The organism is Pseudomonas sp. TZ252 (genome assembly GCF_056110345.1).
Genome location: NZ_CM148566.1, coordinates 1,589,146 through 1,613,709 on the forward strand (window position 1 = coordinate 1,589,146; position 24,564 = coordinate 1,613,709).

The following is a 24,564-nucleotide window of genomic DNA, read 5'->3' on the forward strand; positions in this document are numbered from 1 at the left end:
ACAACCGCTCGCGATTACCCGCCGGGCGGAATCCGAGGGCGTGCGATGAGGCCCCGCGTTTTCCTCCCCCGCCCCCGCTTGGTGCATACTGTGCGACTCCCCGTACCACTCCGGCCCGTCCCTCGCCATGCGCGGGACGCGCTCGCCGTCATCGTTCCAGGAGTCTTGCATGCCCACTCCACCCTGGTGGCTGTTCGTCCTGCCCCTGCTCGCCGGCGCCTGCCTGCCGCTGCAGGCGGGGATCAACGGCCAGTTGGCCAAGCAGGTGTCCAGCGTCCTCGCCGCGGCACTGATCTCGTTCTTCGTCGGCACCCTCGGGTTGCTCGCCCTGACCCTCTCGCAGCGCGAGTTTCCCGGCCTGGCGGCATTGCGCGGGCTGAGCTGGTGGCACTGGTGCGGCGGTTTCCTCGGCATGTTCTTCATCTTCATCGCCGCCTTCGCCGCACCGCGCATCGGCGCGCTGATGTTCATGGTGCTGGTGCTTGCCGGCCAGCTGGGCATGGCCATGAGCCTCGACCACTTCGGTTGGGCCGGCTTCCGCGAGGCACCGATCAGCGCGCTGAAGCTGGGCGGGTTGGCACTGATCGGCGCCGGCATCTGGATGATCCGCAAGGGCTGAGTGTGTCTTGCCGCGGACGCGTCGGCCGGCCTATAGTCGGCCTCGGCGTTCTCCACGCCTCCCGTCCGCGGAAAGGGCAGCGCCCAGGCGATCCACCCCACGCATCGCGCATGCGACTCCAGGCCTGATGGCGGACAAGGCTGCAGAGGAGATCGTATGTCCTTTTCCCGCACTCTCGGCGACGGCCGGATCAATCTCGAACAGCAACGCAAGCGCGCCAAGGAGCTGTTGCGCCAGTGGCGCCGCGACCCGGCCAGCCGTACAGGGCTTCCGGGGCAGGCGCCGCGCCTGGCCGACGCCCAGTGGCAGGTGGCGCGCGAACTGGGCTTCGCCAGTTGGCCGCGACTCAAGGCGCATGTCGACGCCATCGCCTTCGCCAGCCGCCACCCCGATCTGGTCGGCGGCGATGAGGCCGCGACCCTGCACCTGCGCTGCGGCAACGACATCGCCCACGGCCTGAAGCTCGCCGGCTTTCGCGGCGGCTTCCGGATGTTCGCCGACCCGCTGACCATGGGACCGGTGCCGAACCTGCCGTTGCCCGAGTTCCTCGCCCTGCGCAGCGACTACCTGAGCCGCGCCTTCGACCTCGACCCGGCCGACGCCCAGGCCCGCCAGCGCCAGGAATACGCCGGGCTCGAGCGGCTCGGCGAATACTCGCGGGTGGCGCTCTGGTGCGAGGCGGATGCCTACGACCAGTTGTTCCTGGTCCGGGTGCTGGCAGGAATGCAGACGCCGCCGGAGCACCTGGAACTGATCGAGATCGACCGCGTGCCAGGCGTCGAGCGCTTCGTCGGCATCGGCCAACTGGCGCCTGAGCTGCTCGCCTGGCTATGGACCCAGCGTCGCCCGCTGGACGCCGAAGCCCTGGCGCTGGCCCGCGCGGCCTGGGACGCCTACCGCGATCCGGCGCCACTGCGCTGGGCGCAACTGGCCGCCGCGCCGACCCCGGCGCTACCGTTGCTGGGGCCGGCGCTGCGTCGGCAACTGCATGAACTGCCGGCCCTGCGCGACGGCCTGTCGCTGAGCGAACGGCTGACCCTGGAGATCGTCCGCGACGGCGAGCGGCCGAGCGCCGGCCAGGTCTTCGCCGAGCTGACCGCACGGCGCGAGCCGCTGCCCTATCTCGGCGACCTGATGTTCCGCGTCCTGCTCCGCGCGCTGCTGGAAGAGCCCGGCGCGCTGCTGCGCACGCCGGCGCCGGAACTGCCCTGGGAACGCCAGCCGCTGGCCCTGACCGCTGCGGGCCGCGAGGTCCTGGCCGGGCGGCGCTACCGCCTCGACCTCGGCGCCCCCGAACGCTGGGTCGGCGGCGTATGCCTGCGCGCCGGCACCGCGCACTGGGCGCTGGACGAGCAGGACCGGCCGGTATGGCGGGAGGACCCTCGGCACTGACGCTCATCGCCCGGACGAGCGCAACGGGCGCGCAGCCACTATCATTGCGCGCCCGTTTTCCCCGCACCCGCCCGCCGATGAAGAAAATCCCGCTCGCCGCCGCCGACCCCGACCGCCTGGATACCTGGGTGAAATACCGCGAAGGCCTGTGCGGCGAGTGCAACGCGACCTGCTGCACGCTGCCGGTGGAAGTGCGCATCGACGACCTGATCCGCATGCGACTGGTCGACGAGTTCGAGCGCGAGGAGCCGGCCAAGCGAATCGCCAAGCGACTGGAAAAGGATGGCGTGATCGAGCACTTCAACCACAAGCGCGAGATCTTCACCCTCACCCGCATGGCCAACGGCGACTGCCTGTACCTCGACCGCAAGACCCGCCTGTGCACCATCTATGCCCGCCGCCCGGACACCTGCCGCAACCACCCGCGCATCGGCCCGCGTCCCGGCTACTGCGCCTACCGGCCGAGGTAGTCTCAGCCAGGCGGCGCCACGCCCTGGCATAACTGGTACTGTCCCACCGGCGGCCGGCAGCGCAAGCGCTGGCGCACCTCGTCGGGCAAGGCGCCGAACGAACGCGAGCGGATCGCCAGCAGGGCGTCGCGACGCAACCAGCCGGCCAGCTCGCTGTCCTCCGCCCGTTGCGCCCGCCCGCCGCTGTAGAACACTGCCGAGTACGGCCGCTTCGGCCAGAACACCAGCGGCCGCTCGCGCCAGCCGGCGTCGCTGGCCAGCAGCGCGGCGGTGGACTTCTGCTCGGCGCGCGAGCCCAGCAGCAGGGAGCCGAGGAACAGCGCGAACAGCAACGGCGTCAGCGCCAGGCAGGCCAGCCCGCCACGCCGCAGCCAGGCGCTGCGCGCCAGCGGCGCGCGCAGCAGGTCGGCGGCGAGCAACGCCAGGGCCGGCAGGCCGGGCAGCACGTAGGTCCAGAGGACGTTGCCGGCGAAGGTGAAGAACAGGCACGGCGCCAGTCCCCAGAACAGCCAGTAGCGCCTGCGCGAGGCGACGCCATCGACCACCTCCCCGCGCTGGCGCCAGCCCAGCCAGAGCAGCAGCGGCAACCAGAGGCTCCAGGGAAACGCGGCGGCCAGCAGGAACAGCCAGACGCTGCCGTAGGGATAGGCGTGGGCATTGCCGTAGCGGTCGCCGTCCCAGCCGGCGGTGACGAAGCGCTGCCAATGCTCGCCGAGCAGGAAGTACTCGAGGAAGCCCGGCGTCTTCAACTCCGCCAGCAGGTACCAGGGCGCCGCCACCAGGAGCATCAGCAGGCTTCCGCGGATCCATGGCAGGCCTCGCCAGAGCGCGCGCCAGCGCCACTCCAGCAAGGCCCACAGGCCGATCGGCAGTCCGGCGAGGATCAGCGTCAGCGGCCCTTTCGCCAGCAGCCCGAGGCCGAGGCCGAGGAACATCAGCCAGCCCTCGCGGCGCCGGATTCCCTCCGCGCCATGCAGGCCCAGCCAGAAGCCGCGCATGGCCAGGACCAGCGCCAGGGCCAGGGCCATGTCGGTCATTACCGCCCCGGAGGCGACGAAGAACAGCGCCGAACTGCCCAGCAGGACGCAGGCGATCCGCGCCTGCCGACGATCTTCGCGAGCCTGCCAGTCCCATACCAGCCACAGCACCAGCACGCCCAGCAACCAGTGCGGCAGGCGGCTGGCGAACTCGTTGGCGCCGAGCAGAAGCTGGCCGCCGGCGCTGAGCCAGAAGGCCAGCGGCGGCTTGCCCCAGAACGGCACGCCGACGTCGTACCAGGGCGTGATCCAGTCGCCCAGTTCGGCCATCTTCCGCGCCACCTCGCCATAGCGGGCCTCGGTGGTGTCCATCAGCGGATAGCTGCCCAGGCTCAGCAGGCGGATGACGAAGGCCAGGGCGAGCAGGAGCCAGGCCAGCGGCCAGCCGCGCAACGCCCTCACGGATTGGCCCCGCCGACCTGCGCCGGCAGGTAGCGGTCGATCAGGTAGAGCGGGCGGCGCCGCGCTTCCATGGTCATCCGCCCGAGGTATTCGCTGCACACGCCGATGGCCAGCAGTTGCAGGCCGCCGATCAGGAACAGCGCGGCGATCACCGGCCAGTGTTCGTGGATCTCCTGCTGGCCGAAGATCCCGGCGAGCAGGGTCGCCAGGGCCGCCAACAGGCTGAGCAGGCCGAGGTAGCCGGCGACCTTCAGCGGCGCGGTGGAAAACCCGGTGATGCCTTCCAGGGCGAAGTTCCACAGCCGCCAGTAGCGCCACTTGCTGTGGCCGGCGACGCGGGCGGCGCGGCTATAGGCGATATCGACCTGGCGGAAACCGACCCAGGCGAACAGTCCCTTCATGAAGCGATTGCCTTCCGGCAGCTCGCAAAGGGCATCGACCACCCGCCGGTCGAGCAGGCGGAAGTCGCCGACGTCGCGCGGGATCGGCACCTCGCTGAGGCGGTTGATCAGCCGGTAGAAGGCGCTCGCCGAGGCGCGCTTCAGCCAGCTTTCGCCGGCCCGGCTGCGGCGGCGCATGTTGACCATTTCGGCGCCGCCGATCCAGGCGTCGAGCATCTGCGGGATCAGTTCCGGGGGATCCTGCAGGTCGGCATCGATGACGATCACCGCGGCGCCGCGCGACAGCTTGAGCCCGGCGCTCATCGCCTGTTCCTTGCCGAAGTTGCGGGTGAAGCGGGCCACGCCCACCCGGCGGTCGGCGGCCTGTAGCTGGGCGAGGATCGCCGCGCTGCGGTCGGTGCTGCCGTCGTCGACGTAGAGCACCTCGCAATCGTCGCCAAGGTCGCCGAGCACGGCGCCCAGGCGCTGGTGGAAGGCCGGCAGCACCGCCTCCTCGTTGAACACCGGCACTACCACGCTGAGCAGGCAGGGGGCCTCGAGCTTCGACGCCAGGGAAGGTTCGATCATCATGAGAAGGTCCAGAGTCGATGAAGGTGATAGGTCGCCAACAGCAGTGCGCCGGTCGCGGCGAGCTGGGCCAGGCGGTAGTCGAGTCCGGCGAGGTCGCCGAGCAGCAACACCAGGACGGCGTTGCCGAGTACGCAAAGCAGGCTGACGGCGAAGAAGCGCGGCAGCGAACGGAACACCGGGCCACGGTGGCGGAAAGTCTTCCAGCGATGCCCCAGGTAGGCAGCCAGAGCCCCGCAGCCTGCTCCCGTCGCGGCGGCCACGGCGGCGCCGACGGCGAAGCCCTCGACCAGGAGGGTCAGCACCAGGTAATGAACGGCGGTGGCACCGGCGCCGACCGAGACGAAACGCCCCAGGAGCATGCATGGCTTCCTCTGGAAACAACCGACGCCGGCATTCTAGGAAGGTGCGCAAAGCCCCGCGGTTAGCGCTGCGCAAGCTTCCTGACAGGTTTTCGCAGGGTTCCCCGCGGCAGGCCTGGAAGCCGCGTCGGACAAGGAATACACGGCAGGCAGAGGTCTGTTACCGGATATGAAAAACGGGTTTTCCGCAGGCCTCGCCGCCGTCGCTATACTGCCCGGCCGATCCGGAGGACCCCATGAGCCTGTTGCGCGATGCCTGGCGCCACGCCCCGACCCACCACAGGGTCTGGGCGCTGGCCGGGCCGATGATTCTGTCGAACGTTTCCGTTCCCCTGGTGCACCTGGTGGACAGCACGGTGGTCGGCCACCTGCCGCACGCCTACCAGCTCGGCGCGGTAGCCGTGGGCGGCAGCCTGTACACCCTGATGGTCGGCGTGCTCGGCTTCCTGCGCATGGGCACCACCGGCTTCGCCGCCCAGGCCGCCGGCCGCGACGATGGCGGCGCGCTGCGCCTGATCCTCGCCCAGGGCCTGGGCATGGCGCTGCTCCTGGCCCTGCTGCTCGGCGCGCTGGCCCTGCCCCTGAGCGGCTGGGCCCTGCAACTGATGCAACCTTCGGCGGAACTGACCGGCGAGGCCCGCGCCTTCTTCCATACCCGCCTGCTCGGCCTGCCGGCGGCCCTGGCCAGCTACGCACTGGTCGGCTGGTTCCTCGGCACGCAGAACGCACGGGCGCCATTGGCGATCCTGTTGACCACCAACCTGAGCAACATCGCCCTGGTGCTCTGGTTCGTCCACGGCCTCGACTGGGGCGTGCAAGGCGCGGCCCGCGCCTCGGTGCTGGCGGAATGGAGCGGCGCCCTGCTCGGCCTGGCCCTGACCCGCCGCGACCTGGCCCGGCGCCCCGGGCGGGCGCAGTGGCAACGCCTGCGCCACTGGCTGTCCTGGCTGCCGCTGCTGATGGTCAACCGGGATATCTTCATCCGCAGCCTGGCCCTGCAACTGGTGTTTTTCCTGCTCACCGTACAGGGCACCCGCCTCGGCGACGCCACGGTAGCCGCCAACGCCCTGCTGCTCAACGGCCTGCTCCTGACGTCCTACGCCCTCGACGGTCTCGCCCACGCGGTGGAGGCGCTCTGCGGCCACGCCATCGGCGCCCGCGACCGAGCCGCCCTGCGCCGCGCGCTGGTGGTAGCCGGTGGTTGGTCGCTGCTGGCAAGCCTGGCGTTCGCCGCGCTGTTCGCCTTGTTCGGCCACCTGTTCATCGACCTGCAGAGCGACATCGCCGGCGTCCGCGAAGTCGCCTACGCCTATCTGCCGTACCTGGCCTGCCTGCCGCTGCTGGGGATGTGGAGCTATCTGCTCGACGGCCTGTTCATCGGCGCCACCCGCGCCCGCGAGATGCGTAACGCGATGCTCGTCGCGGTGGCCGCCAGCCTGCCCCTCGGCTGGCTGTTGCAGGGGCTGGGCAACCACGGGCTATGGCTGGCGTTCCTCGCCTTCATGCTGCTGCGCGGGCTGGTCCTGGCCGCCTACGGCTGGCGCCTGACCCGCCGCGATGGCTGGTTCGCCGCTCAGGGCGCCGACAGCGGACGATAGGCGAGCATCAGCGGGACGTCGGCGGCGTGCGCGACCTGTACCAGTTCGCTGGCCAGGCGCCCACCGGGAAACACCAGCACCAGGTCCGGCGCGGCATCGCCGAAGACGGCCTCGCCATACTCGCGCAGGGCGTTGTCGCTGCCACTGCGCTCCGGATAATCGTAGGCGCGCGAATCCGCGCCACGCTCGCGGCACCAGCGCTCGGCCTCGTCCGGCAGGCCGCTGCCGGCATGCAGCAGGTGGCCGAGCAGCGCCACCGGTTGCAGGCCGTGGCACTGGTCGAGCGCCAGGCGCAGGCGTTCGGCGTCCTTGAAATGGCGTCCGGCGCAGATCAGGAGGCGCATGCCGATCCCTCCCCTTGCCCTGGCTCGTCCGGCCGCTTCGCCATCGGATCGATGCCGCTGCGTTCGAGCAGCGGATAGGCCAGGGCGGTGACATGATGGTGGATGCGTCGGTAGTCGCGGAGAATGCGCTGGAACACGTCACCGGACTCCACCCAGGCACCACGATCGTCGCGCAGGCGACGGAAGCGCTCGCGACTGGCATCGGCCTCCAGTCGCTGCAGCAACTTCTTGCGCGCCACCAGGCGCAGCGCGGCGTCCAGGTCTTCGCGAAGGAACGCGCTGATCGCCAGGTGCAGGCTCTCCTCGATCGCCGCCTGCAACGGCAGCATGCGGCCCAGCTCGAACTCGCTGCCGGCGCGGCTGCGCCCGGCCCAGCGCATCGCCAGGGGCAGCAGGCTGTTGGCGACGAGATCGCCGATGTGCTCGATGTTGATGGCGAACAGGAGGATTTCCTGGGCACGATCGGCGTCGCTGTCGCCGAGGCCGTCCTGGCCGAGGTCTGCCAGGTAGGCGCGGATCGCCGCACTCAACTGGTCGAGGGCCTGGTCCTGGCGACGGATTTCCGCCGCCACCTTCGCCTCCGGTCGCTGCAACAGGCCGCTGGTGGCGCGCAGCATCAGACTGGCCATGTCGGCCAGCCGCAGGACTTCGCGAGTAGCGTTGGCCAGGCCGATGTTGGCCACCTCCAGCCCGGCTTCGTCGAGGTAGCGCGGCATGCCCGGCTCGTCGGACTGTGCCTCTTCCGGCAACAGGCGCGCGAGCAGCGCCGCAAGGGGTCCGGTGAAGCCGATCGCCAGCAGTGCCAGGGCCAGGTTGAAAGCACTGTGGAACCAGACCGCCGCCGCACCGCCGAGTGCGTTGGCCGGTTGCGCCAGCGCCGTCAGCCAGGGCAGCACCAGCAGGCAACCGAGCAGGCGCACCAGCAGGTTGCCCAACGGCAGGCGCCGCGCCACCCGGCTACCGGCCACCCCTAGCGCCGGCAAGGCGCCGCCGAGGTTGGCACCGAGCACCAGGGCCAGGGCGATGGGCAGCGAGACCAGTCCGGCCTGGGCCAGGGACGCCACCAGCAGTACCACCGCGACACTGGAATGGCAGGCCCAGGTCAGCAGCGCGGCGAGCAGCAGGGCGATCAGCGGATCGCCTTCTAGGCCGTGGATCACCGCGACAAAGGCTGGCGAGGCCTCGATCTGCTGCAGGGAATGGCCGAGCAACGCCAGCGCCAGGAGCATCAGGCCGAGTCCGATCAGGCACTGGCCAAGGCTCTCCAGGCGTGGACCGTCGCCCAGGCGGAACAGCAGCAGGCCGGACAGCAGGGCCAGCGGCGCCAGCAACGAGGTGTCGAAGCTGAGCAGTTGCACCACCAGGGTGGTGCCGACGTTGGCGCCGAGCATCACTGCCAGCGCCGGCGCCAGGCCCAGGGTGCCACTGGCAGTGAAGGACGCTGCCATCAGGCTGGTGGCGGTGCTGCTCTGCAGCAGGCCGGTGATGCCGAGCCCGGCGAGCAGGGCCAGCCAGCGGTTGCCCAGGTGGCGGCCGAGCCAGTTGCGCAGCACAGTGCCGAAACCGCGCAGCACGCCGCTGGAGACCATGTGCGTGCCCCACAACAGGAGGGCCACGGCACCGGCCAGGTTGATCAGGAGGATGGTTCCCAGCATGGCGGAACTCCCGGTTCGGAATGGATCGTGAAGGGAACGGGCTCATTGACCCATGGCCAGCCTGAGCGATGCACGGTTGAGCGCGCTCGAGCAGTCCAGCAGGTATTTCACTTCGACCTGGCTCAGGCGGCCGCTGGCGTATGCGCGCACGCTGACCACCATCAGCAGGTGCGCGGCCTTCGCCAGCAGCCGTGCTGCCAGGCCACAGAGCGCGCGGCGAGACGCGCCCAGGCATTTGCGTACGACGTTCATGGCTGCTTCCTCGGTGGAGGAGCGCGCCGCAGCGCGGCACGCCCTTGGGCTCAGAAACGCAAGGTCGCTCCCGAGACCAGCCATCGCTCGCGCTCGCCGCGCAGGTGGCCGCCGACCAGCAGATCGAGGTCCAGCCGTTCGCCCAGGTGCAGCCGCGGTCCGGCCTGCCAGCCGCTGTCGCCGGCCGACTCGCCGAAGCGTTCGGCGATCAGGGTCAACGGCTGGCCAACGCGGTATTCCATGCCCATGCCCCAGTTCCAGCGATGCCGGCGCTCGCCCTCGGCGTAGGCATGCCCCAGGCCGACCCCGGCGTTCAGGCGCAGGGCCTCGAACGGCTGGTAGCTCAGCGGCAGGTTGAAGCCGGCGCCTTCGAAGGCGTGCCGGCGGTCCAGGTAGAGATCCGCCGAGAGCGCGAAGGCCAACGCCAGGCCGAGGTCGTCGCGGGCCAGCAGCGGTGTCTTCAGCTCGGGGCTGAGGCGGCTGTGCCGATCGCCTGCGTCGCCCTCGCGCACCAGCGCCGCGCCGAGCTGCACCGATGGTAGGGCGGAGAAGGTGCAGGCTGGCGACAGCACCGACTGGTAGCGGTTGCCGTGGTGGCGTTCGCGCTGGTGCCAGGCGTCCAGGTTGCATTCGCCGACGGGGTCGATCTCGCCGTCGTCGACCCGGTAGGCGCCGCCCGCGGCGCGAGCCTCGGACAGCAGCGCCAGCAGCAGGACGCAGGCTAGCGCGGCGGCGACGAAGCCCAGGCGCCAGGACAGGGCGCGTCGCAGCGCGGCCGGCAGCGGTTGGAAAAGGGGCGCCCGCGGGCGCCGGTCGTGCAGGGTCATGATGCGTCTCTCCATGCGTGGGTCCGGTGTGCGTTGCGCGGCGCGGCGAGGCTTGCCGACGCGCCGGGAAAGGCCGGGACGAAGCCCGGCCGATCGCTCAGAACCACTGGCCGAAGCGGCGGATGTAGAGGGTCTTCATGGTCTGCGCGGTGACGCAGTAGCAGAGCAGCGTGCCCACCAGCCAGGGGAAGTACTCCCACGGCAGCGGCTGCAGGCCGACCATCGCCCCCAGCGGCGAGAACGGCACGTAGATGCCCAGCGCCATCACCAGCCCGGTCATCAGCATCACCGGCAGCGCCGCGGAGCTCTGGATGAAGGGAATCTTCTGGGTACGCAGCATGTGCACCACCAGGGTCTGCGAGAGCAGGCCCTCGATGAACCAGCCGGACTGGAACAGCGACTGCATTTCCGGGCTGTTGGCGGCGAACACGAACCACATCAGCGCGTAGGTGGTGATGTCGAAGATCGACGAGGTCGGGCCGATCCAGACCATGAAGCGGCCGATGTTCTTCGAGTCCCACTTGCGCGGCTTGGCGAGGAACTCCTTGTCCATCTTGTCCCACGGCAGCGACAGCTGGGAGATGTCGTACATCAGGTTCTGCAGCAGCAGGTGGATCGCCAGCATCGGCAGGAAGGGGATGAAGGCGCTGGCCACCAGTACCGAGAACACGTTGCCGAAGTTGGAGCTGGCAGTCATGTTCAGGTACTTCATGATGTTGCCGAAGGTCTCGCGGCCCTTGATAACGCCCTCCTCCAGGACCATCAGGCTTTTTTCCAGGAGGATGATGTCGGCCGATTCCTTGGCGATGTCGGTGCCGCTGTCCACCGAGATGCCGACATCGGCATCTCGCAGCGCGGGGGCGTCGTTGATGCCGTCGCCGAGGAAGCCAACGGTGTGTCCGTTGCCCTGCAGGGCCTTGAGCACCCGCGACTTCTGCAGCGGCGTCAGCTTGGCGAACACCGTGCGCTCCTCGGCCAGGCGTTGCAGGGTGGCATCGTCCATCAGGTCGATGTCGCGACCGAGCAGCGGCTCGCCGACGTCCAGGCCGACCTCGCGGCAGATCTTCGCGCTGACCACCGGGTTGTCGCCGGTGAGCACCTTCACCGCCACGCCGTTCTCGCGCAACGCGGCGATGGCCGGGCCGGCGGTTTCCTTCGGTGGATCGAGGAAGGTCAGCAGGCCGGCGATCACCAGGTCGCGCTCGTCGCTGGCGCCGTACTGGGCCTGGGACTCCGTGCGCGAGAGGCTGCGGGTGCCGAGCAGGAGCACGCGGAAGCCGTCGCGGTTGTATTGCTCGGCCAGCGCCAGCAGGGCCCGGCGGCGTTCCTCGTCGAGCGGCAGGTCGACACCGTCCTGGTGCACGCGGGTGGCGATCTCGAGCATTTCCTCGACCGCGCCCTTGCACACCAGCAGGTGTTCGCCGTCCTTGCCCTCGAGGATCACCGAGAGACGCCGACGGACGAAATCGAAGGGCAGTTCGTCGACCTTGCGCCAGGCATCCGACGGCGTGATGCGCGGGTTCTGTTCGACGAAGGCGACCACCGCGCGGTCCATCAGGTTCTTCATCCCGGACTGGTGGAAGCTGTTCAGCCAGGCCATTTGCAGGACCCGGTCGCAGCGCCGGCCGGCAACGTCGACGTGATGCTCGAGGATGATCCGGTCCTGGGTCAGGGTGCCGGTCTTGTCGGTGCAGAGCACGTCCATGGCGCCGAAGTTCTGGATCGCGTTGAGGCGCTTGACCACCACCTTGCGCCGCGACATCGCCACCGCGCCCTTGGCCAGGTTGGCGCTGACGATCATCGGCAGCATTTCCGGGGTCAGGCCGACCGCCACGGCGAGAGCGAACATGAACGCCTCGGTCCAGTCGCCCTTGGTGAAACCGTTGATCAGCAGCACGATCGGCACCATCACCAGCATGAAGCGGATCAGCAGCCAACTGACGCTGTTCACCCCACGGTCGAAGGCGGTCTGCGCCCGCGAACCGACGATGGAACGGGCCAGCGAACCGAAATAGGTGCGCGCACCGGTGGCAACCACCACCGCGGTGGCCGTGCCGCTGACCACGTTGGTGCCCATGAAGCAGATGTTCGGCAGTTCGAGCAGGTCCTGCTGGTCGGCGGCGATCCGCTTGGCGGACTTCTCGCGGACCGCGCCGAGGGTGTCGTATTTCTCCACCGGCAGCGCCTCGCCGGTGAGTACGGCCTGGCTGATGAACAGGTCGCGCGATTCGATCAGGCGGATGTCGGCGGGGATCATGTCGCCGGCGGACAGGCGCACGATGTCGCCGACCACCAGTTCGCCCATGGGGATTTCCCGCAGCTCGCCGCGCATCCCGCGCTCGTCGCGGCGCAGCACGGTGGCGGTGTTCCGCACCATGGCCTTGAGCGCCTCGGCGGCCTTGCCCGAACGGTATTCCTGCCAGAAGCGCATCAGGCCGCTGACCAGGACCATGCAGAGGACGATGATGACGCCGGTGAGATCGGTTTCCTCACCGTCCTGCAGGGGCAGCCAGAAGTCGGTGAAGAAGCTGATCGCAGAGAGCGTCATCAGCACGTAGATGAAGGGGTTGTTGAACGCCTGCAGCAGTTGCACCAGGACGTGTGGCGGACGGTCGTGGGCCACTTCGTTGGGGCCGTCGGCGTGCAGCCGGGCGGCGGCCTCGGCCTGGTCGAGGCCGTCCTGGCGACCGCGGACATTGGTGAGGGTGGTTTCCAGGCTGTTCTGCGCTTCGCGGGCGGCGCGCATGGACAGTCGGTCGTTGCGGCGCTCGGTGTCGAGCTGGGTATTGCGTTGGGTCGCTACGCTCATGACTCGGTCTCCTGTCGCGAGCTGCGCGACGGCGACACGAGTCGGTTGCCGGTCAGGTGACAGGCAAAGGCGTGCCGGGTCGCGATGTTCGCGATCGGTGGGAAGAATGTTCGGCTTGTCCGGGTGAGGCCCACTGCGCGCGGCCGCTCAGGCGGCACGCAGCAGGCCGACTTGGTGGTTCGTCCATGGCAGGCTCCTTGTGCGAAGGGTTAGGCAGGAGAAAGCGTCAGCCGCGCATCGGGCGGCGACCGCTCTCAGGGTTCTCTTCGACCTGCGTCTCCAGGCGGCGATACTCCAGGCGACCGCCGGCCGGGTCGACACGCCAGGCGAGGCTCGCAGGATGGCCGTGGCCGGGAAGGATCGCGCCGGGGGACTGCGCGGCGCGCACGCGCATCTTCGCCACGAAGGCGGATACGCCGGGGGATACCGAATTCTCGAAGTTCATGACTCACCTGTACCCGGCGTGCCGGACACGGGTGAGAAGCAGTGGGTCAGCCCAGGATGCCGCTCAACCGACCGACCCGTTGCGGGTTCCGTCGTGCGTTGGTTTGGGTCATCGCACCAGCCGGCATCTGCTGGGCCGGGCGACGACTACTGGGAATACTGTCCATGGCTCTCTTCGTAGGGGGAAAGAAAGTGCCCGGCTCTGCGGGCGGGGGTTTTATAGACCTCTTGCCAGACGAGGTCAACCGAAAAAGCCGTTTCGTTCAGGCTTCTATGGAACATCGGAAAATTCCCGCAGGAGTCCGGCGAAAAGACACCGGCCAAAAGCGCTCAGGCGGAGATCAGTCCCGCCAGCCGTCGCGCCAGCGCCGGCACTTCGGAGGCCGGGTCGAGGCGCAGGCGAAAACGGGTCTGCAGGATGTCCAGCAGTTCCTCGACGTCGCGCAGTTGGCGCTGCAGCGTCTCGCCGTTGCCGGCGCGCTGGCCGAACAGCCCGTCGGCCAGGGTCAGGCGCAGGTCGCCCTCGGTTATGGCGGCCTTCAGGCCCTGGCGGAACACGCTGTGCGGGTGGGTCGAGGTGTACCAGTTGCGCGGGATGTAATCGATCCACAACTGCGGGCGCAGGTCGAAGCGGTACAGCGGCAGCCAGCCGCTGCGACCGCGCACGGCGCTTTCGTAGAGACCGGCGTGCGGGTCGACCAGGCGCACGCAATGCACCTGTCCGGCGTCCGCCTCGTCGCCCGGCAAAGGCAGTGCTCGCGGCGGATTGGCCGAGCCGAAGCCGACATCCACCAGGAACTCGCCCTCCGCCAGGTACAGACGCAGCATCAGATGCGATTGCTGGGTCAGCGGCGCGTCCTCCGGGAGTCCCCAGCGTACCCGTGCCACCAGCAGTTCCAGCTCGTAGCCGAGGGCCAGCAGCAGGCGGGCGAACAGCGAGTTGAGTTCGAAGCAATAACCGCCGCGGCTGCCCTCGACGACCTTGGCGAAAACCTTGTCGGCGTCGATCTCGATGGGACGGTCGAGCAGCACGTCGAGGTTCTCGAAGGCGACCCGGCGCAGATGCGCGTCGATCAGTCGGTCGAGTCTCGCCAGACTCGGCGGACCGGGATCGTCGATGCCGATATGGTGCAGGTAGGCATGGGTCTGCTCGGGCGTCAGCGGGGTCATGGCGGGCTCCGGAAAATGGCCAGCTCGATTCTAGACGCATTCTCGGGGAATACCGGAAGCGCCGTCAGGCACAATGGCCCGGGGTCTGCTTGACTGTGCCCATCCCACCCCGAGGAGCGCCGCCATGGCCCAGGCAATCGTCGCCTACCTGCACTACCTGTCGATCTTCCTGCTGTTCGCCCTGCTGGTGTTGCAGCACCGCCTGCTGCGCCTGCCGCTGGACCTGGAGCGCGCCCGCAGCCTGGCGGCGATCGACCGCGGCTACGGCCTCTGCGCCCTGGCGGTACTGGCCAGCGGGCTGGCGCGGGTGCTGTGGTACGGCAAGGGCCTCGACTATTACCTGCACAATGGCCTGTTCCACGCCAAGGTCGGGCTATTCGTCCTCGCTGCCCTGGTCTCGCTGTTGCCGACCGTTACCTTCCTTGGCTGGCGCGGCGCCCTCAAGGCCGGCGAAGTGCCGGCGGTGACGCCGGCCCGGGGCCGGCGGGTGGTCCTGGCGGTGCGCCTGCAACTGCTCCTGCTGCTGGTCATTCCGTTGCTGGCTACGCTGATGGCGCGCGGCTTCGGCATGCGCGGCTGAGCCCTCAGTTCTGCATGGCCCGGCCATGCACGTCCATCGCCGCCTGGCGCAGCGCCTCGGAGCGGGTCGGATGCGGATGGCAGGTCAGCGCGAGGTCCTCCGCCGAGGCGCTGAACTCCATGGCCACGCAGGCTTCGCCGATCATCTCGCTGACGCCCGGCCCGATCATGTGCACGCCGAGCACCTGGTCGCTGCGGGCATCGGAGAGGATCTTGATGAAGCCTTCGCTCTCGTGGTTGATCTTCGCCCGGCTGTTGGCGCTGAACGGGAAGCGTCCGACCTTGTACTCGCGCCTCGCCGCCTGCAGCTGCTCCTCGCCGAGGCCGACGCTGGCCACTTCCGGCTGGGTGTAGATGACCGACGGAATCACCTCGGCGTTCATCTCCGCCGCATGCCCGGCGATCCGCTCGATGCAGACGATCGCCTCTTCCTCGGCCTTGTGCGCCAGCATCGGTCCCGAGGTCACGTCGCCGATCACCCAGACGCCCGGCGCCGCGCTGCGCTGTCCCTGGTTCTCCAACATGCCGCGACGATCGCTGGCCAGGCCGACCGTCTCCAGCCCCAGTCCTTCGGTATAGGGGCGCCGGCCGATGGCCACCAGCACGTAGTCCGCCTGCAGCGATTCCGTAGCGCCGCCGGCGGCCGGTTGCAGGTCGAGTTCGACGCCCTGCTCGCCACTGCGCGCGGCGACCACGCGGGTGCCGAGGCGAAACCGCATGCCCTGGCGGGTCAGGGCGCGCTGCAGGGTCCTTGCGGTTTCCCCATCCAGCCCCGGGCAGATCCGCTCGAGGTACTCCAGCACCGTGACCTGTGCGCCCAGCCGGCGCCAGACCGAACCAAGCTCCAGGCCGATCACGCCGGCGCCGATCACCACCAGGTGGCGAGGCACTTCGACCAACTCCAGGGCGCCGGTGGAGTCGAGGATGCGCTGGTTGTCCACAGGCACGCCGGGCAGCGGCGCCGGTTCCGAACCGGTGGCGATGACGATGTCGCGCGCCTCCAGTTGCGCGTGGCCGCCGTCGGCAAGGGCCACGCCGACCCGGCCCTCGCCTTGCAAGCGCGCCCAGCCCTTGATCCACTGCACCTTGTGCTTGCGGAAAAGGAATTCGACGCCACGGGTCAGGGCGGCGACGCTCTCGTCCTTCTGCTTCATCATCTGCGCCAGGTCCAGTTCCGGGCTGACCCGGATGCCGAGCCGGGCGAACTCGCCGCCGCTCGCCGCGGCGTATAGCTCCGAGGCGTGCAACAGGGCCTTGGACGGCATGCAGCCGACGTTCAGGCAAGTCCCGCCGAGGGTTTCGCGACCCTCCACGCAGGCCACCTTCAGGCCCAGCTGGCCGGCGCGAATGGCAGCGTTGTAGCCCCCCGGACCGGCGCCGATCACGATCACGTCATAGCTTTCCATCATCCTGCTCCTCGGTTGTCCCGCCACGGCCCCCTCAGCGTAGGCGACGCCGGCGCAAATAGAGGAAACGCCGCGTAGAGGGACCGAAAGCGATTGTATTTCGCTCGTCATGCAAAGCTTATATGATGACCGTAATTTTCCTGCAACCCTTTCCCACCACGACAGGAGCACTACCATGGAACAGCCCGGCCGCGAAGATCGCCTGAACGCCTGGATCGCCACCGAGCGGGCCGCCCGCGCCCGCCTCGGCGCCAGCGGAACCCTGGAGCTGGCGCAAGTCGCCGCGCTCTCCCCGCAGGAGTTCTTCGACCGCATCGGCAGCGGCCAACTGCCCTGTCCGCCCTACGGCGAACTGGTCGACTTCGTTCCCATCGAGTGGTCCGAAGGGCGCTTCCTGTTCCAGGGCACCCCGGACCGTCGCCACTACAATCCGCTGGGTAGCGTGCACGGCGGCTACGCCGCGTCGCTGCTGGACTCCTGCATGGGCTGCGCGATCCATACCCGGCTCCAGGCCGGCCAGGGCTATACCACCACCGACCTGCGGATCAGCTACCTGCGCGCGCTGACCGACAAGGTCGGCCCGGTGCGCGCCGAAGGCCGGGTGGTGCACCTCGGCCGCTCGACGGCGGTCGCCGAGGGCCGGTTGTACGATGTCGACGACCGTCTCTACGCCGTCGGCTCGACCACCTGCCTGGTCCTGCACATGGCCGGATGAACGCGGCTTCGCCAGGGAAGGCCGCCAGGCGTTAAGATGACGACCTGCATTCCAAGGTATCGAAGCCATGCGTTATCCCGAAGACCACAAGCAGAAGACCCGCCGGCGTATCGTCGAGGAGGCTGCCCGGCTGTTCCGCCAGGACGGCGTCGGCGCCACCGGGCTGCAACCGCTGATGAAGGCCCTGGGCCTGACCCATGGCGGCTTCTACGCGCACTTCAAGTCCAAGGACGACCTGGTGGAAACCGCGTTGCGGCATGCCGCGGCGCAACTCGACGAAATCACCGCGCCCCTGGCGGAGGCGGAACGACCGCTGGCGCTGCTGATAGAGCAGTACCTGTCGCCGCGTCACCGCGATAACCCCGGCGCCGGCTGCCCGTTGCCGACCCTGTCGGCGGAACTCGGCCAGCGCGGCACGCCGAGCCCGACCACCGACAGCATCGTGCGCAAGCGCCTGGCGATGATCGAAGCGGCCCTGGAGGGCGAGGACGCAGGCGAGCGCGCCGTGCTGCTGCTCGCTTCGCTGGTCGGCGCGCTGCAACTGTCGCGCAGCGTGCAGGATGAGGCGCTGTCGCAACGGATACTGGAAGCGACGCGCAAGAAGCTGCTGGAGCAGATGGAGCGCTAGGGCCTCAGCCGAGGTAGCGCTCGGCCGGCCGCTGCCGCGACAGATTGGGCGCGAGCCTGGCCCGCGCCGTCATCAGCGCCTGCCAATCGGCCGCATCCGGCAACGACGGGATGGTCACCGCTTCACGCCGATCGAAACCGACCAGCGCTGCCTCCACCAGATCCTCGACCTCCATCACCATCTCCGCGGGAATCCCGGCGATTCCGGCGCCGCTGCGCTCCCAGATCTCGGTACGGGTGACGCCGGGCAGCACCGCCTGGACGTAAACGCCGCTGCCGACCAGCTCGTGCTGCAGCGACTGGCTCAGGCTCAGCACGTAGGCCTTGGTCGCGCTATAGACGGCATTGAACAACTCCGGCGCCAGCGCCACCACCGAACCAAGGTTGACGATGGCGCCGCCGCCACGCCGGCGGAACCCCTCCGCCGCGCCGGCAGCCAGGCGGGTCAGGGCCACTACGTTGAGGGCGATCATCCGCTCCGCCCGGTCCATGTCGGCATCGGCCAGCGGACCGTTCATCGCCACGCCGGCGTTGTTCACCAGCAACGCGATCGAGGCGTCGTCGCGCAACCGTCGCTCGACCCGCAACCTATCGTCGCGCTCGGACAGGTCGGCGCGCAGGATCTCCACCCTGACCCCGTGGGCTTGGCGAAGTCGATCCGCCAGGGCTTCCAGGCGTTGCCGGTCGCGCGCCACCAGCAACAGGTCGTGGCCACGGCGGGCCAAGTGCTCGGCGTAGGTCGCGCCGATTCCGGAAGAGGCGCCGGTGACCAGGGCGACGCCATTGCCAATCTGTTCGTTCATGTGGGTTCTCGCTGGAAAAAAGCCTGACCGCTGACAGCGGCTGTTTATATTACACACTTAATATTATGACCATAATTAAAACCGTCAAGCCTTTATCCGTTCCAACGAGCAGGGAGGGATGAGGAAAACCTTCATGCAACCGTCACGGAGAACGCCAATAAAAGGTCAGGACCCACACCACCCCGACATGCCCTACCATGGCGTTGTCCATCGCGGGAGGATCATGCGTCATGTATCACGGTGAAAGACTCAATGCCTGGACCCACCTGATCGGTGCGGTCGCCGCCTGTACCGGCGCCGTCTGGCTGACGGTCCAGGCGAGCCTCAACGGCAGTCCGTGGAAGATCGTCGGGGTCGGCGTCTACGGCGTCACCCTGACGCTGCTCTACAGCATCTCGACCGCCTACCACAGCGTGCGCGGGCGAGCGAAGGTGGTGATGCGCAAGCTCGACCACCTGTCCATCTACCTGCTGATCGCCGGCAGCTACACGCCTTTCTGCCTGGTCACGCTGCGCGGTCCCTGGGGCTGGACGCTGTTCGGCATCGTCTGGGGCCTGGCGGTACTCGGCATGCTCCAGGAGATCAAGCCACGCTCCGAGGCGCGAGTGCTGTCGGTGGTGATCTACGCGGTGATGGGCTGGATCGTGCTGATCGCGGTGAAACCGCTGCTCGCCGCCCTCGGCAGCGCCGGCTTCACCTGGCTGGCGGCCGGCGGCGTGCTCTATACCGTAGGGATCGTCTTCTATGCCTATGACCACCGCTTCCGCCACTGGCATGGCATCTGGCACCTGTTCGTGATCGCCGGCAGCCTCCTCCACTTCGTGGCGATCTGGCGCTACGTACTCTAGGCGCGGTCCGGCGCGAAGCAGCGGGAGCTGGTCGCGCCGGAGGCTCAGCCCTTCTTCGTCCGCGACAGCGCGATGCACGCCACCACGATCAGCACGCCGCCGGCGATGGTCAGTGCGTCCGGCACCTCGCTCCAGAACAGCCAGCCCCAGCCGGCGTTGAAGACGATGCCGATATAGCGGGTCACCGCAACGATGGTCGCGCTCTCGTGACTGAAGGCGCGGGTTAGGAACACCTGGCCGAGTAGCGATACGACCCCGATGGCCAGCAGCAGCCTCCACTCGCGCAGCGTCGCCGGCACCACGAAGTCGTTCCACATCAGCGGGATGGCCACCAGGGTGGCCACCGCCAGGAAGTAGAAGACGATCTCGTAGGTATGGTGCCGCGCGCTCAGTTGGCGGATCGCCACCGAGGCACCGGCGGCGAACACCGCACTGAGCAAGCCGACCACGGCGTATACCGAGTAGCTGGAATAGCTGAACGGCTTGACGATCATCAGCGCGCCGAGCACCACCACCAGCAACAGCCAATAGACCGCCCGGGGAATCCGCTCGCCGAGGAACAGCGCGGAGAAGAGGATGACGAAGAACGGCGACATGTGCGCCAGGATGCTCGCGTCCGCCAGCGGGATGTGGGCGATGGCGTAGAAATAGCAGACCAGGTACAGCGCCCCCATCACCCCGCGCACCAGCAGCATCGGCACGCCCTGGCGCGATAGGGCGACACCGGCCTGGCGCATCAGCAGGTAGATCAGCAGGGTACCGATGGCGCTGCGGAAGAACACGATCTCGGCAGCCGGCAGGGTGGCGCTGGCTTCCTTGACCAGGGCGTTCATCACGCTGAAGGTGAAGGACGCCAGCACCGCCAGCAGCACCCCGCTCTTCAGCAGGTCGAGCACCATTGGCGATAGATGGCGTCCGCCTCCGGACGGCTGTCGATCGGATACAGGCTTGGATGGCACTGGCTCGCTCCTTGGCAATCGATGAATCGGGACACGGCGTTCTCGTAGCTCGCCAACAGGCTGCGCGCCTGCGGCATGGCTAGGTCGAAGTGGGCGGCCAGCGCGACGATCAGCGCCAGCTTGCGATAGTCCTCCAGCGGCACCCGCGGGAGCCGCCAGAGTCCGTCTTCGTCGCGACTGACGCGGCGGAACGGCACGGCGGAAAAGTCGAAGTGGCGACCCTGCTCGTCGGCCGGAGAGAACGGATCGACCAGCAAGGCCGCGTAGCGCACGAACAGCAGGTATTCCTGGCGCTCGGCGCCGGCCTCGGCGAAGCCGTCGATGGCCGCGCGCGGCAGCATCGTCTCGTGCACCGGGTAGTTGTCGTCGTTGAGGAACCGCAGCAGGTTCAACGGCTCGGCGCCCATCCGCCGCAACAGTTCGCTCAGCTCGCACCACAGCCGCCGCATGGCGCCGATGGCCCCGGGGGTGATAGGTCCCTCCGGGTAGAGCTTGTACATGAAACCGGGTGGCCCCTGCTCGGAAAGTATCCGGGCGAGGGCGAACTCGCCGAGAAAGAACGGACTGTGCACGTAGGTGGTGACGTTGCGGCCCTCCGCCGCTTCCGGCGTCGCCAGGGGTACCACCTCCACCCCGCTGCCGGCCAGGACTCGCCGCCAGGTCTCCCGCGCCGGGCAGTCCGGCCGGCTGGAACCCAGGTAGACCCTGCGCTTGACCGCCTTGGTCAGGGCCCGCAGCGGTTGTGTCTCGTCGATCACCTTGGTCGCCGCGTAGTAGCTGGACAGGCTCAGCACGGTCGCCTGGCACCCCGCCGGCAGGGCGCTGCGCACCAGCAGGTTGGCGCCGATGAAGGCGGACACCAGCAGCAGCGTGCGCACCCCGCCGAGTCGCTCCCAGGGCAACCCGCGGACCACGTCCAGGTAACTGTCGGCCGGCACGCAGAGCACCAGGGTCTGCCAATCGTCGCGAAGCTCAGCGGGGTCCTGGTGGAAGACGTCCAGCGCGGCGTTGCCGGACAGCCAGCGATGCTGCCCCTGCCCTTCCAGCTGCAGGCAGGCGCCGCGCGCCAGGGCCTCGGCGATCCGCTGGCTGCGCCGGCCGGGATGGTTCAGCGCGCCGAGGCGACCGGCACCGTGGCGGCGCAGGTCCAGCGCGACCTGGATCGCCACCGCGCCCAGACCGACCAGCAGGACGTTGCCCAGGCTCTCATCAGCGGCATTCATCGACCGGCCTTCTCCAGGATCAGGGTGTCGTATAGCGGCTGGCTGACCCGCTCCGCGCAAACCCGCCAGCCCTCCAGTTCGGCCGGTTCCACCGGGTAGTTGAACAGTCCCTTGATGCCGCTGCCGTGACGCAGCAGGACCTTGGCGTCGGCGCGCATGACCTGGCGGATCTGCGCCAGCACCGCGCTTTTCTGCTGCACCAGCGAAGCGATCAGGAAATGCGTGGCATCGCGGGAAAACGCCAGTTCCGCCGGCGGCAGCGAGGAAAACTGCATGCGCGCCTCCAGCCCCTGGCAGCGGGCGATCTCGCGGGCACAGCCCAGGGCCTCCTCGTCGATGTCCAGGCAGCACAAATGTGCGCCGACCTCCCGCGCCAGCACCAGGGCCGAGGTCGGCAGGGCACCGGAGCCGACGAACAGGACCCGTGCATCGGCATCTATCCCGGCGCTGTCGAGTTCGCCGCGGATGGATTCCAGCAGGCTACCCAGGTAGCGGCCCATCTCGCCGGGTTCATGCAGCACGCCCTGGCAAAGGTGCTTCTCCAGTTCGCAGAGGGCCTGCACCGCCGCGTCGCGCAGGCGCAGGCCGAGCGCCTGCAACGCAGGGTCGTCCGAATCGGCCTGCCACTGCGCCCGGCTGCAATCCTCCCCGATCAGTCCGCTCAGACGGTCGAGCTTGCGCCTGAGGATCTCGTAGCAGCCGCAACACTCGCGGGCATAGACGGTGAGCAGGCGAATCTCGCATTCCAGTTCGCGGAGGGTTTCCAGCAGCGGTGTGCGTCCTTGCATGGCATGGCTTCCTGGCGGCGGTAGAGGGCTCAGTAGTTCAGGGTCAGGCTCATGGTCAGGTTGCGCGGCTCGCCGGGGGCGACCCAGACGTTGTTATAGGAACGCTCGTAGTAGCGACGATCGAAGAGGTTGTTGACGTTCACCCCGAGGGTGGCATTGCTCGCCAGCGGATAGTGCGCGAGCAGGTCGACGGTGGTGTAGGCCGGCAGTTCGAAGCCGCTGTCGCTGCTGTCGCCGGCGCGCTCGCCGACATAGTTGAGCGCCGCGCCGGCGTCGGCGCCGTGCAGCCAGCCTTCGCGAAACTCGTAGACGCCCATCAGGCTGCCGCTGTGCTTCGGCACGTTGAGCAGGCGGCTGCCACGGGCGATGTTCTCGTCCTTGGTCACTTCGGCGTCGATATAGGCGTAGGCGCCGATCAGCCGCAACTGCTCGGTGAGCTGGCCGCTGAACTGCAGGTCGAAGCCCTGGCTGCGCGCCTCGCCGGCGGTCTGCTGGTAACCGGGATTGCTCGGGTCGGCGGTGAGCACGTTCTTCTTTTTCAGGTGGAACGCGGCGAGGGTCAAGCCCAGCCGGCCATCGAGCAGGTCGAGCTTCACCCCCGCCTCGTAGCCGCGCCCCTCCTCCGGGTCGAAGGCCTTGCCGGCCATGTCGGTACCGCCATTGGGCTTGAAGGATTTCGAGGCGTTGGCGAACAGGCCGACCTCCGGGGTCGCCTGGTACAGCACGCCGATGCGCGGGGTGGCGGCACGCTGGGTCTGCTGCGAGCTGGTGTCGCGGAAGCGGCCATTGTTCAGGCGCGTGGCGTTCATGTCCTGGCGGTAGCGGTCGAAGCGCACGCCGAGCAGGCCGCGCCATTTCTCGCTGAACTCGATCTGGTCCTGCAGGTTGAGGGCCATCGCGTCGACTTCCTCGTGGTTGCGGTCGTCGCGTCCGAAGGGTGGTTTCGGCTGGCCGTAGACCGGCCGGCGGATGTCGATGGCATAGGGGTTGCGCGACGGGATGCTACGCAGGATCAGTTCGTCGTTGTGGTAGCGCTCGTACTCGAGGCCCATCAGCAACTGGTGGCGAATCGAGCCGGTATGGAGGTCGCCGAGCAGGTCGAGCTGGGTGATGCTGTCGTGCCACTCGAAGTCGCGGTAGCGGTACTCCCGGCGCAGGCTGTAGCCGTCGGCGGCGAGGCTGGAGTTCTCCGAGGCGTAGCCGTCCAGGTGGCCATGCTTGTAGTGGCTGGCCAGGCGCAGGCTCCACTGCTCGTTGAAGTGATGGCGCAGGGTGGCCTGGAGGGTTTCGTTGTTGTTGTCGATCTTGCCGTCGTCCGGTTCGCCGAAGAACCGCGAGCGCGGCAGGCTGCCCAGGTGGTTGTGCGGCGCCACGGTGCCGCGGTCGAAGACCTGGCGGTTGCGCACCACCTCGGCTTCCACCAGCAACGAGGTGTCCGGGTCCAGTTGCCAGCTGAACGATGGCGCCACCAGCAGGCGCTGGCCGTCGGCGTAGTCGCGGAAGCCCTTGCTGTCCTCCACCGCCAGGTTCATCCGGTAGAGCAGGTCGCCCTCTTCGTCCAGCGGCGTGTTCAGGTCCAGGGTCGAGCGGTAGCGGTCCCAACTGCCGGCGCTGGCATGCAGGCGGGCGAAGCGCTCGGCCTGGGGCTTCTTGGTCACCAGGTTCACCGTGCCGCCGGGATCGCCGCGCCCGTAAAGGCTGGAGGCCGGTCCCTTGAGGATTTCCACGCGCTCGATGGTGGCGCTGTCCGGGGCGTTCATATAGCCGCGGTTGGCGCTGAAGCCGTCGCGGTAGAACTCCGAAGTGGTGAAGCCACGGACGTTGTACTCGAACATCGTCAGGCCGCCGAAGTTGTTCTGCCGCGAGACCCCGCCGGCGAAGTCCAGCGCCCGTTCGATACGAGCGCTGTCAAGGTCGTCGAGCACCTGGCGCGGCACCACGCTGATGGCTTGCGGGATGTCCTCTATACGGGTGTCGGTGCGCGTCGCGCTGGCCGTCCGATTGGCCCGGTAGCCCTGCACCGGGCCCTCCGCGCGCTCCGCTTCGGCGGTGACAGTGAGGACCTCAAGCTCTGCGGGACTTTCCGTTTCCGCCCAGAGCGCCGGACTGCTGCAACCGAGGCCGACACCGAGGACAAGCGACACACTGACTCTCATGGGAAATCGCACCAGAAAAGAAATGATATACTATAACGCTACCAGTTCGATTCCGGCCTCGCAATACAATGCCCGGCTCTATCTCGCGTCTCGCCGCCAGGCTGTGATACT

At 68.5% G+C, this 24,564-nt stretch carries 24 protein-coding genes; 8 read left to right on the forward strand and 16 right to left on the reverse strand.

Annotated features, from left to right (window positions below; translation table 11 throughout):
- The first annotated feature begins 169 nt into the window (after positions 1 to 169).
- The 3 genes from ACYAF3_RS07380 (at position 170) to ACYAF3_RS07390 (ending at position 2,481) form a co-directional block, all read left to right on the forward strand.
- Positions 170 to 619 carry a DMT family transporter gene (locus ACYAF3_RS07380; protein WP_003095321.1) on the forward strand — a complete coding sequence of 150 codons (450 nt, stop codon included), beginning with the start codon at positions 170 to 172 and terminating at the stop codon, positions 617 to 619.
- A 156-nt stretch (positions 620 to 775) separates the two neighbouring features.
- Complete coding sequence (locus tag ACYAF3_RS07385) at positions 776 to 2,011, forward strand: DUF1835 domain-containing protein (RefSeq protein WP_034086052.1); 1,236 nt, start codon at positions 776 to 778, stop codon at positions 2,009 to 2,011.
- On the forward strand, positions 1,987 to 2,481 hold the full coding sequence (locus ACYAF3_RS07390; RefSeq protein ID WP_003123521.1) for a YkgJ family cysteine cluster protein: 495 nt from the start codon (positions 1,987 to 1,989) through the stop codon (positions 2,479 to 2,481). The genes ACYAF3_RS07385 and ACYAF3_RS07390 overlap by 25 nt, the downstream gene beginning before the upstream one ends.
- Before the next feature lie 2 nt (positions 2,482 to 2,483).
- Here the strand turns inward: ACYAF3_RS07390 and ACYAF3_RS07395 are convergent, their stop codons facing one another.
- From ACYAF3_RS07395 to ACYAF3_RS07405, 3 genes are read right to left on the reverse strand one after another with little or no spacing between them, the layout of a single operon-like run.
- Positions 2,484 to 3,920 carry an ArnT family glycosyltransferase gene (locus tag ACYAF3_RS07395; protein ID WP_016253943.1) on the reverse strand — a complete coding sequence of 479 codons (1,437 nt, stop codon included), beginning with the start codon at positions 3,918 to 3,920 and terminating at the stop codon, positions 2,484 to 2,486.
- Positions 3,917 to 4,891 carry a glycosyltransferase family 2 protein gene (locus ACYAF3_RS07400; protein WP_003116094.1) on the reverse strand — a complete coding sequence of 325 codons (975 nt, stop codon included), beginning with the start codon at positions 4,889 to 4,891 and terminating at the stop codon, positions 3,917 to 3,919. The genes ACYAF3_RS07395 and ACYAF3_RS07400 overlap by 4 nt, the downstream gene beginning before the upstream one ends.
- Positions 4,888 to 5,250 (reverse strand): GtrA family protein, encoded by a 363-nt coding sequence (locus ACYAF3_RS07405; protein ID WP_003116095.1) that lies wholly within the window; start codon positions 5,248 to 5,250, stop codon positions 4,888 to 4,890. Before ACYAF3_RS07405 ends, ACYAF3_RS07400 begins: the two co-directional genes overlap by 4 nt.
- Before the next feature lie 236 nt (positions 5,251 to 5,486).
- Here ACYAF3_RS07405 and ACYAF3_RS07410 point away from each other — a divergent pair, with 236 nt between their 5' ends.
- Positions 5,487 to 6,848 carry an MATE family efflux transporter gene (locus ACYAF3_RS07410; protein ID WP_003095327.1) on the forward strand — a complete coding sequence of 454 codons (1,362 nt, stop codon included), beginning with the start codon at positions 5,487 to 5,489 and terminating at the stop codon, positions 6,846 to 6,848.
- Here the strand turns inward: ACYAF3_RS07410 and ACYAF3_RS07415 are convergent.
- The 7 genes from ACYAF3_RS07415 to ACYAF3_RS07445 form a co-directional block, all read right to left on the reverse strand.
- Positions 6,824 to 7,192, reverse strand: coding sequence for an SLOG family protein (locus ACYAF3_RS07415; protein WP_003112341.1), 369 nt, complete (start codon positions 7,190 to 7,192; stop codon positions 6,824 to 6,826). The genes ACYAF3_RS07410 and ACYAF3_RS07415 overlap by 25 nt on opposite strands.
- The gene (locus ACYAF3_RS07420; RefSeq protein ID WP_003104322.1) at positions 7,180 to 8,847 is read right to left on the reverse strand and encodes a Na/Pi cotransporter family protein; all 1,668 of its coding nucleotides are present in this window, start codon (positions 8,845 to 8,847) and stop codon (positions 7,180 to 7,182) included. The genes ACYAF3_RS07415 and ACYAF3_RS07420 overlap by 13 nt, the downstream gene beginning before the upstream one ends.
- A gap of 42 nt (positions 8,848 to 8,889) precedes the next feature.
- On the reverse strand, positions 8,890 to 9,099 hold the full coding sequence (locus ACYAF3_RS07425) for a hypothetical protein (protein ID WP_003104324.1): 210 nt from the start codon (positions 9,097 to 9,099) through the stop codon (positions 8,890 to 8,892).
- A 50-nt stretch (positions 9,100 to 9,149) separates the two neighbouring features.
- The gene (locus ACYAF3_RS07430) at positions 9,150 to 9,926 is read right to left on the reverse strand and encodes a hypothetical protein (RefSeq protein WP_003112339.1); all 777 of its coding nucleotides are present in this window, start codon (positions 9,924 to 9,926) and stop codon (positions 9,150 to 9,152) included.
- 97 nt (positions 9,927 to 10,023) lie between these two features.
- A complete protein-coding gene (mgtA, locus tag ACYAF3_RS07435; RefSeq protein ID WP_058876788.1) occupies positions 10,024 to 12,735 on the reverse strand; it encodes a magnesium-translocating P-type ATPase in 2,712 nt (903 codons plus the stop codon).
- A 226-nt stretch (positions 12,736 to 12,961) separates the two neighbouring features.
- Positions 12,962 to 13,180, reverse strand: coding sequence for a hypothetical protein (locus tag ACYAF3_RS07440; RefSeq protein ID WP_003095337.1), 219 nt, complete (start codon positions 13,178 to 13,180; stop codon positions 12,962 to 12,964).
- A gap of 329 nt (positions 13,181 to 13,509) precedes the next feature.
- Positions 13,510 to 14,349 carry an arylamine N-acetyltransferase family protein gene (locus ACYAF3_RS07445; protein ID WP_033955704.1) on the reverse strand — a complete coding sequence of 280 codons (840 nt, stop codon included), beginning with the start codon at positions 14,347 to 14,349 and terminating at the stop codon, positions 13,510 to 13,512.
- Positions 14,350 to 14,473: 124 nt separating this feature from the next.
- On the opposite strand from ACYAF3_RS07445, the gene ACYAF3_RS07450 reads away from it, so the two are divergent.
- A complete protein-coding gene (locus ACYAF3_RS07450; RefSeq protein ID WP_003095342.1) occupies positions 14,474 to 14,929 on the forward strand; it encodes a DUF2214 family protein in 456 nt (151 codons plus the stop codon).
- Positions 14,930 to 14,933: 4 nt separating this feature from the next.
- Here the strand turns inward: ACYAF3_RS07450 and lpdA are convergent, their stop codons facing one another.
- The gene (gene lpdA / locus ACYAF3_RS07455; RefSeq protein WP_003095344.1) at positions 14,934 to 16,337 is read right to left on the reverse strand and encodes a dihydrolipoyl dehydrogenase; all 1,404 of its coding nucleotides are present in this window, start codon (positions 16,335 to 16,337) and stop codon (positions 14,934 to 14,936) included.
- 172 nt (positions 16,338 to 16,509) lie between these two features.
- Here lpdA and ACYAF3_RS07460 point away from each other — a divergent pair, with 172 nt between their 5' ends.
- Positions 16,510 to 17,049: a PaaI family thioesterase gene (locus ACYAF3_RS07460; RefSeq protein ID WP_003095346.1), complete on the forward strand. Its 540-nt coding sequence runs from the start codon at positions 16,510 to 16,512 to the stop codon at positions 17,047 to 17,049.
- Positions 17,050 to 17,116: 67 nt separating this feature from the next.
- Positions 17,117 to 17,677 carry a TetR/AcrR family transcriptional regulator gene (locus ACYAF3_RS07465; protein ID WP_003112334.1) on the forward strand — a complete coding sequence of 187 codons (561 nt, stop codon included), beginning with the start codon at positions 17,117 to 17,119 and terminating at the stop codon, positions 17,675 to 17,677.
- A 4-nt stretch (positions 17,678 to 17,681) separates the two neighbouring features.
- Here the strand turns inward: ACYAF3_RS07465 and ACYAF3_RS07470 are convergent, their stop codons facing one another.
- Positions 17,682 to 18,479 carry an SDR family NAD(P)-dependent oxidoreductase gene (locus ACYAF3_RS07470; RefSeq protein WP_128669355.1) on the reverse strand — a complete coding sequence of 266 codons (798 nt, stop codon included), beginning with the start codon at positions 18,477 to 18,479 and terminating at the stop codon, positions 17,682 to 17,684.
- Positions 18,480 to 18,709: 230 nt separating this feature from the next.
- Between ACYAF3_RS07470 and trhA the strand changes: the two genes are divergently transcribed.
- Entirely contained in the window at positions 18,710 to 19,327 is a 618-nt protein-coding gene (gene trhA / locus ACYAF3_RS07475; protein WP_003095352.1) for a PAQR family membrane homeostasis protein TrhA, read from the forward strand.
- 44 nt (positions 19,328 to 19,371) lie between these two features.
- On the opposite strand, the gene cntI is transcribed toward trhA, so the two are convergent.
- Genes cntI through cntO form a run of 4 tightly spaced genes read right to left on the reverse strand, consistent with a single transcriptional unit; the run spans position 19,372 to position 24,453 of the window.
- Positions 19,372 to 20,226 (reverse strand): pseudopaline transport inner membrane protein CntI, encoded by an 855-nt coding sequence (cntI, locus tag ACYAF3_RS07480; protein ID WP_015647973.1) that lies wholly within the window; start codon positions 20,224 to 20,226, stop codon positions 19,372 to 19,374.
- Positions 20,208 to 21,509 carry a pseudopaline biosynthesis dehydrogenase CntM gene (gene cntM / locus ACYAF3_RS07485; RefSeq protein ID WP_003161329.1) on the reverse strand — a complete coding sequence of 434 codons (1,302 nt, stop codon included), beginning with the start codon at positions 21,507 to 21,509 and terminating at the stop codon, positions 20,208 to 20,210. Before cntM ends, cntI begins: the two co-directional genes overlap by 19 nt.
- Positions 21,506 to 22,297: a pseudopaline biosynthesis protein CntL gene (gene cntL / locus ACYAF3_RS07490; protein WP_003104339.1), complete on the reverse strand. Its 792-nt coding sequence runs from the start codon at positions 22,295 to 22,297 to the stop codon at positions 21,506 to 21,508. The genes cntM and cntL overlap by 4 nt, the downstream gene beginning before the upstream one ends.
- Before the next feature lie 29 nt (positions 22,298 to 22,326).
- A complete protein-coding gene (gene cntO, locus ACYAF3_RS07495; RefSeq protein WP_012614593.1) occupies positions 22,327 to 24,453 on the reverse strand; it encodes a pseudopaline transport outer membrane protein CntO in 2,127 nt (708 codons plus the stop codon).
- Positions 24,454 to 24,564: the final 111 nt, after the last annotated feature.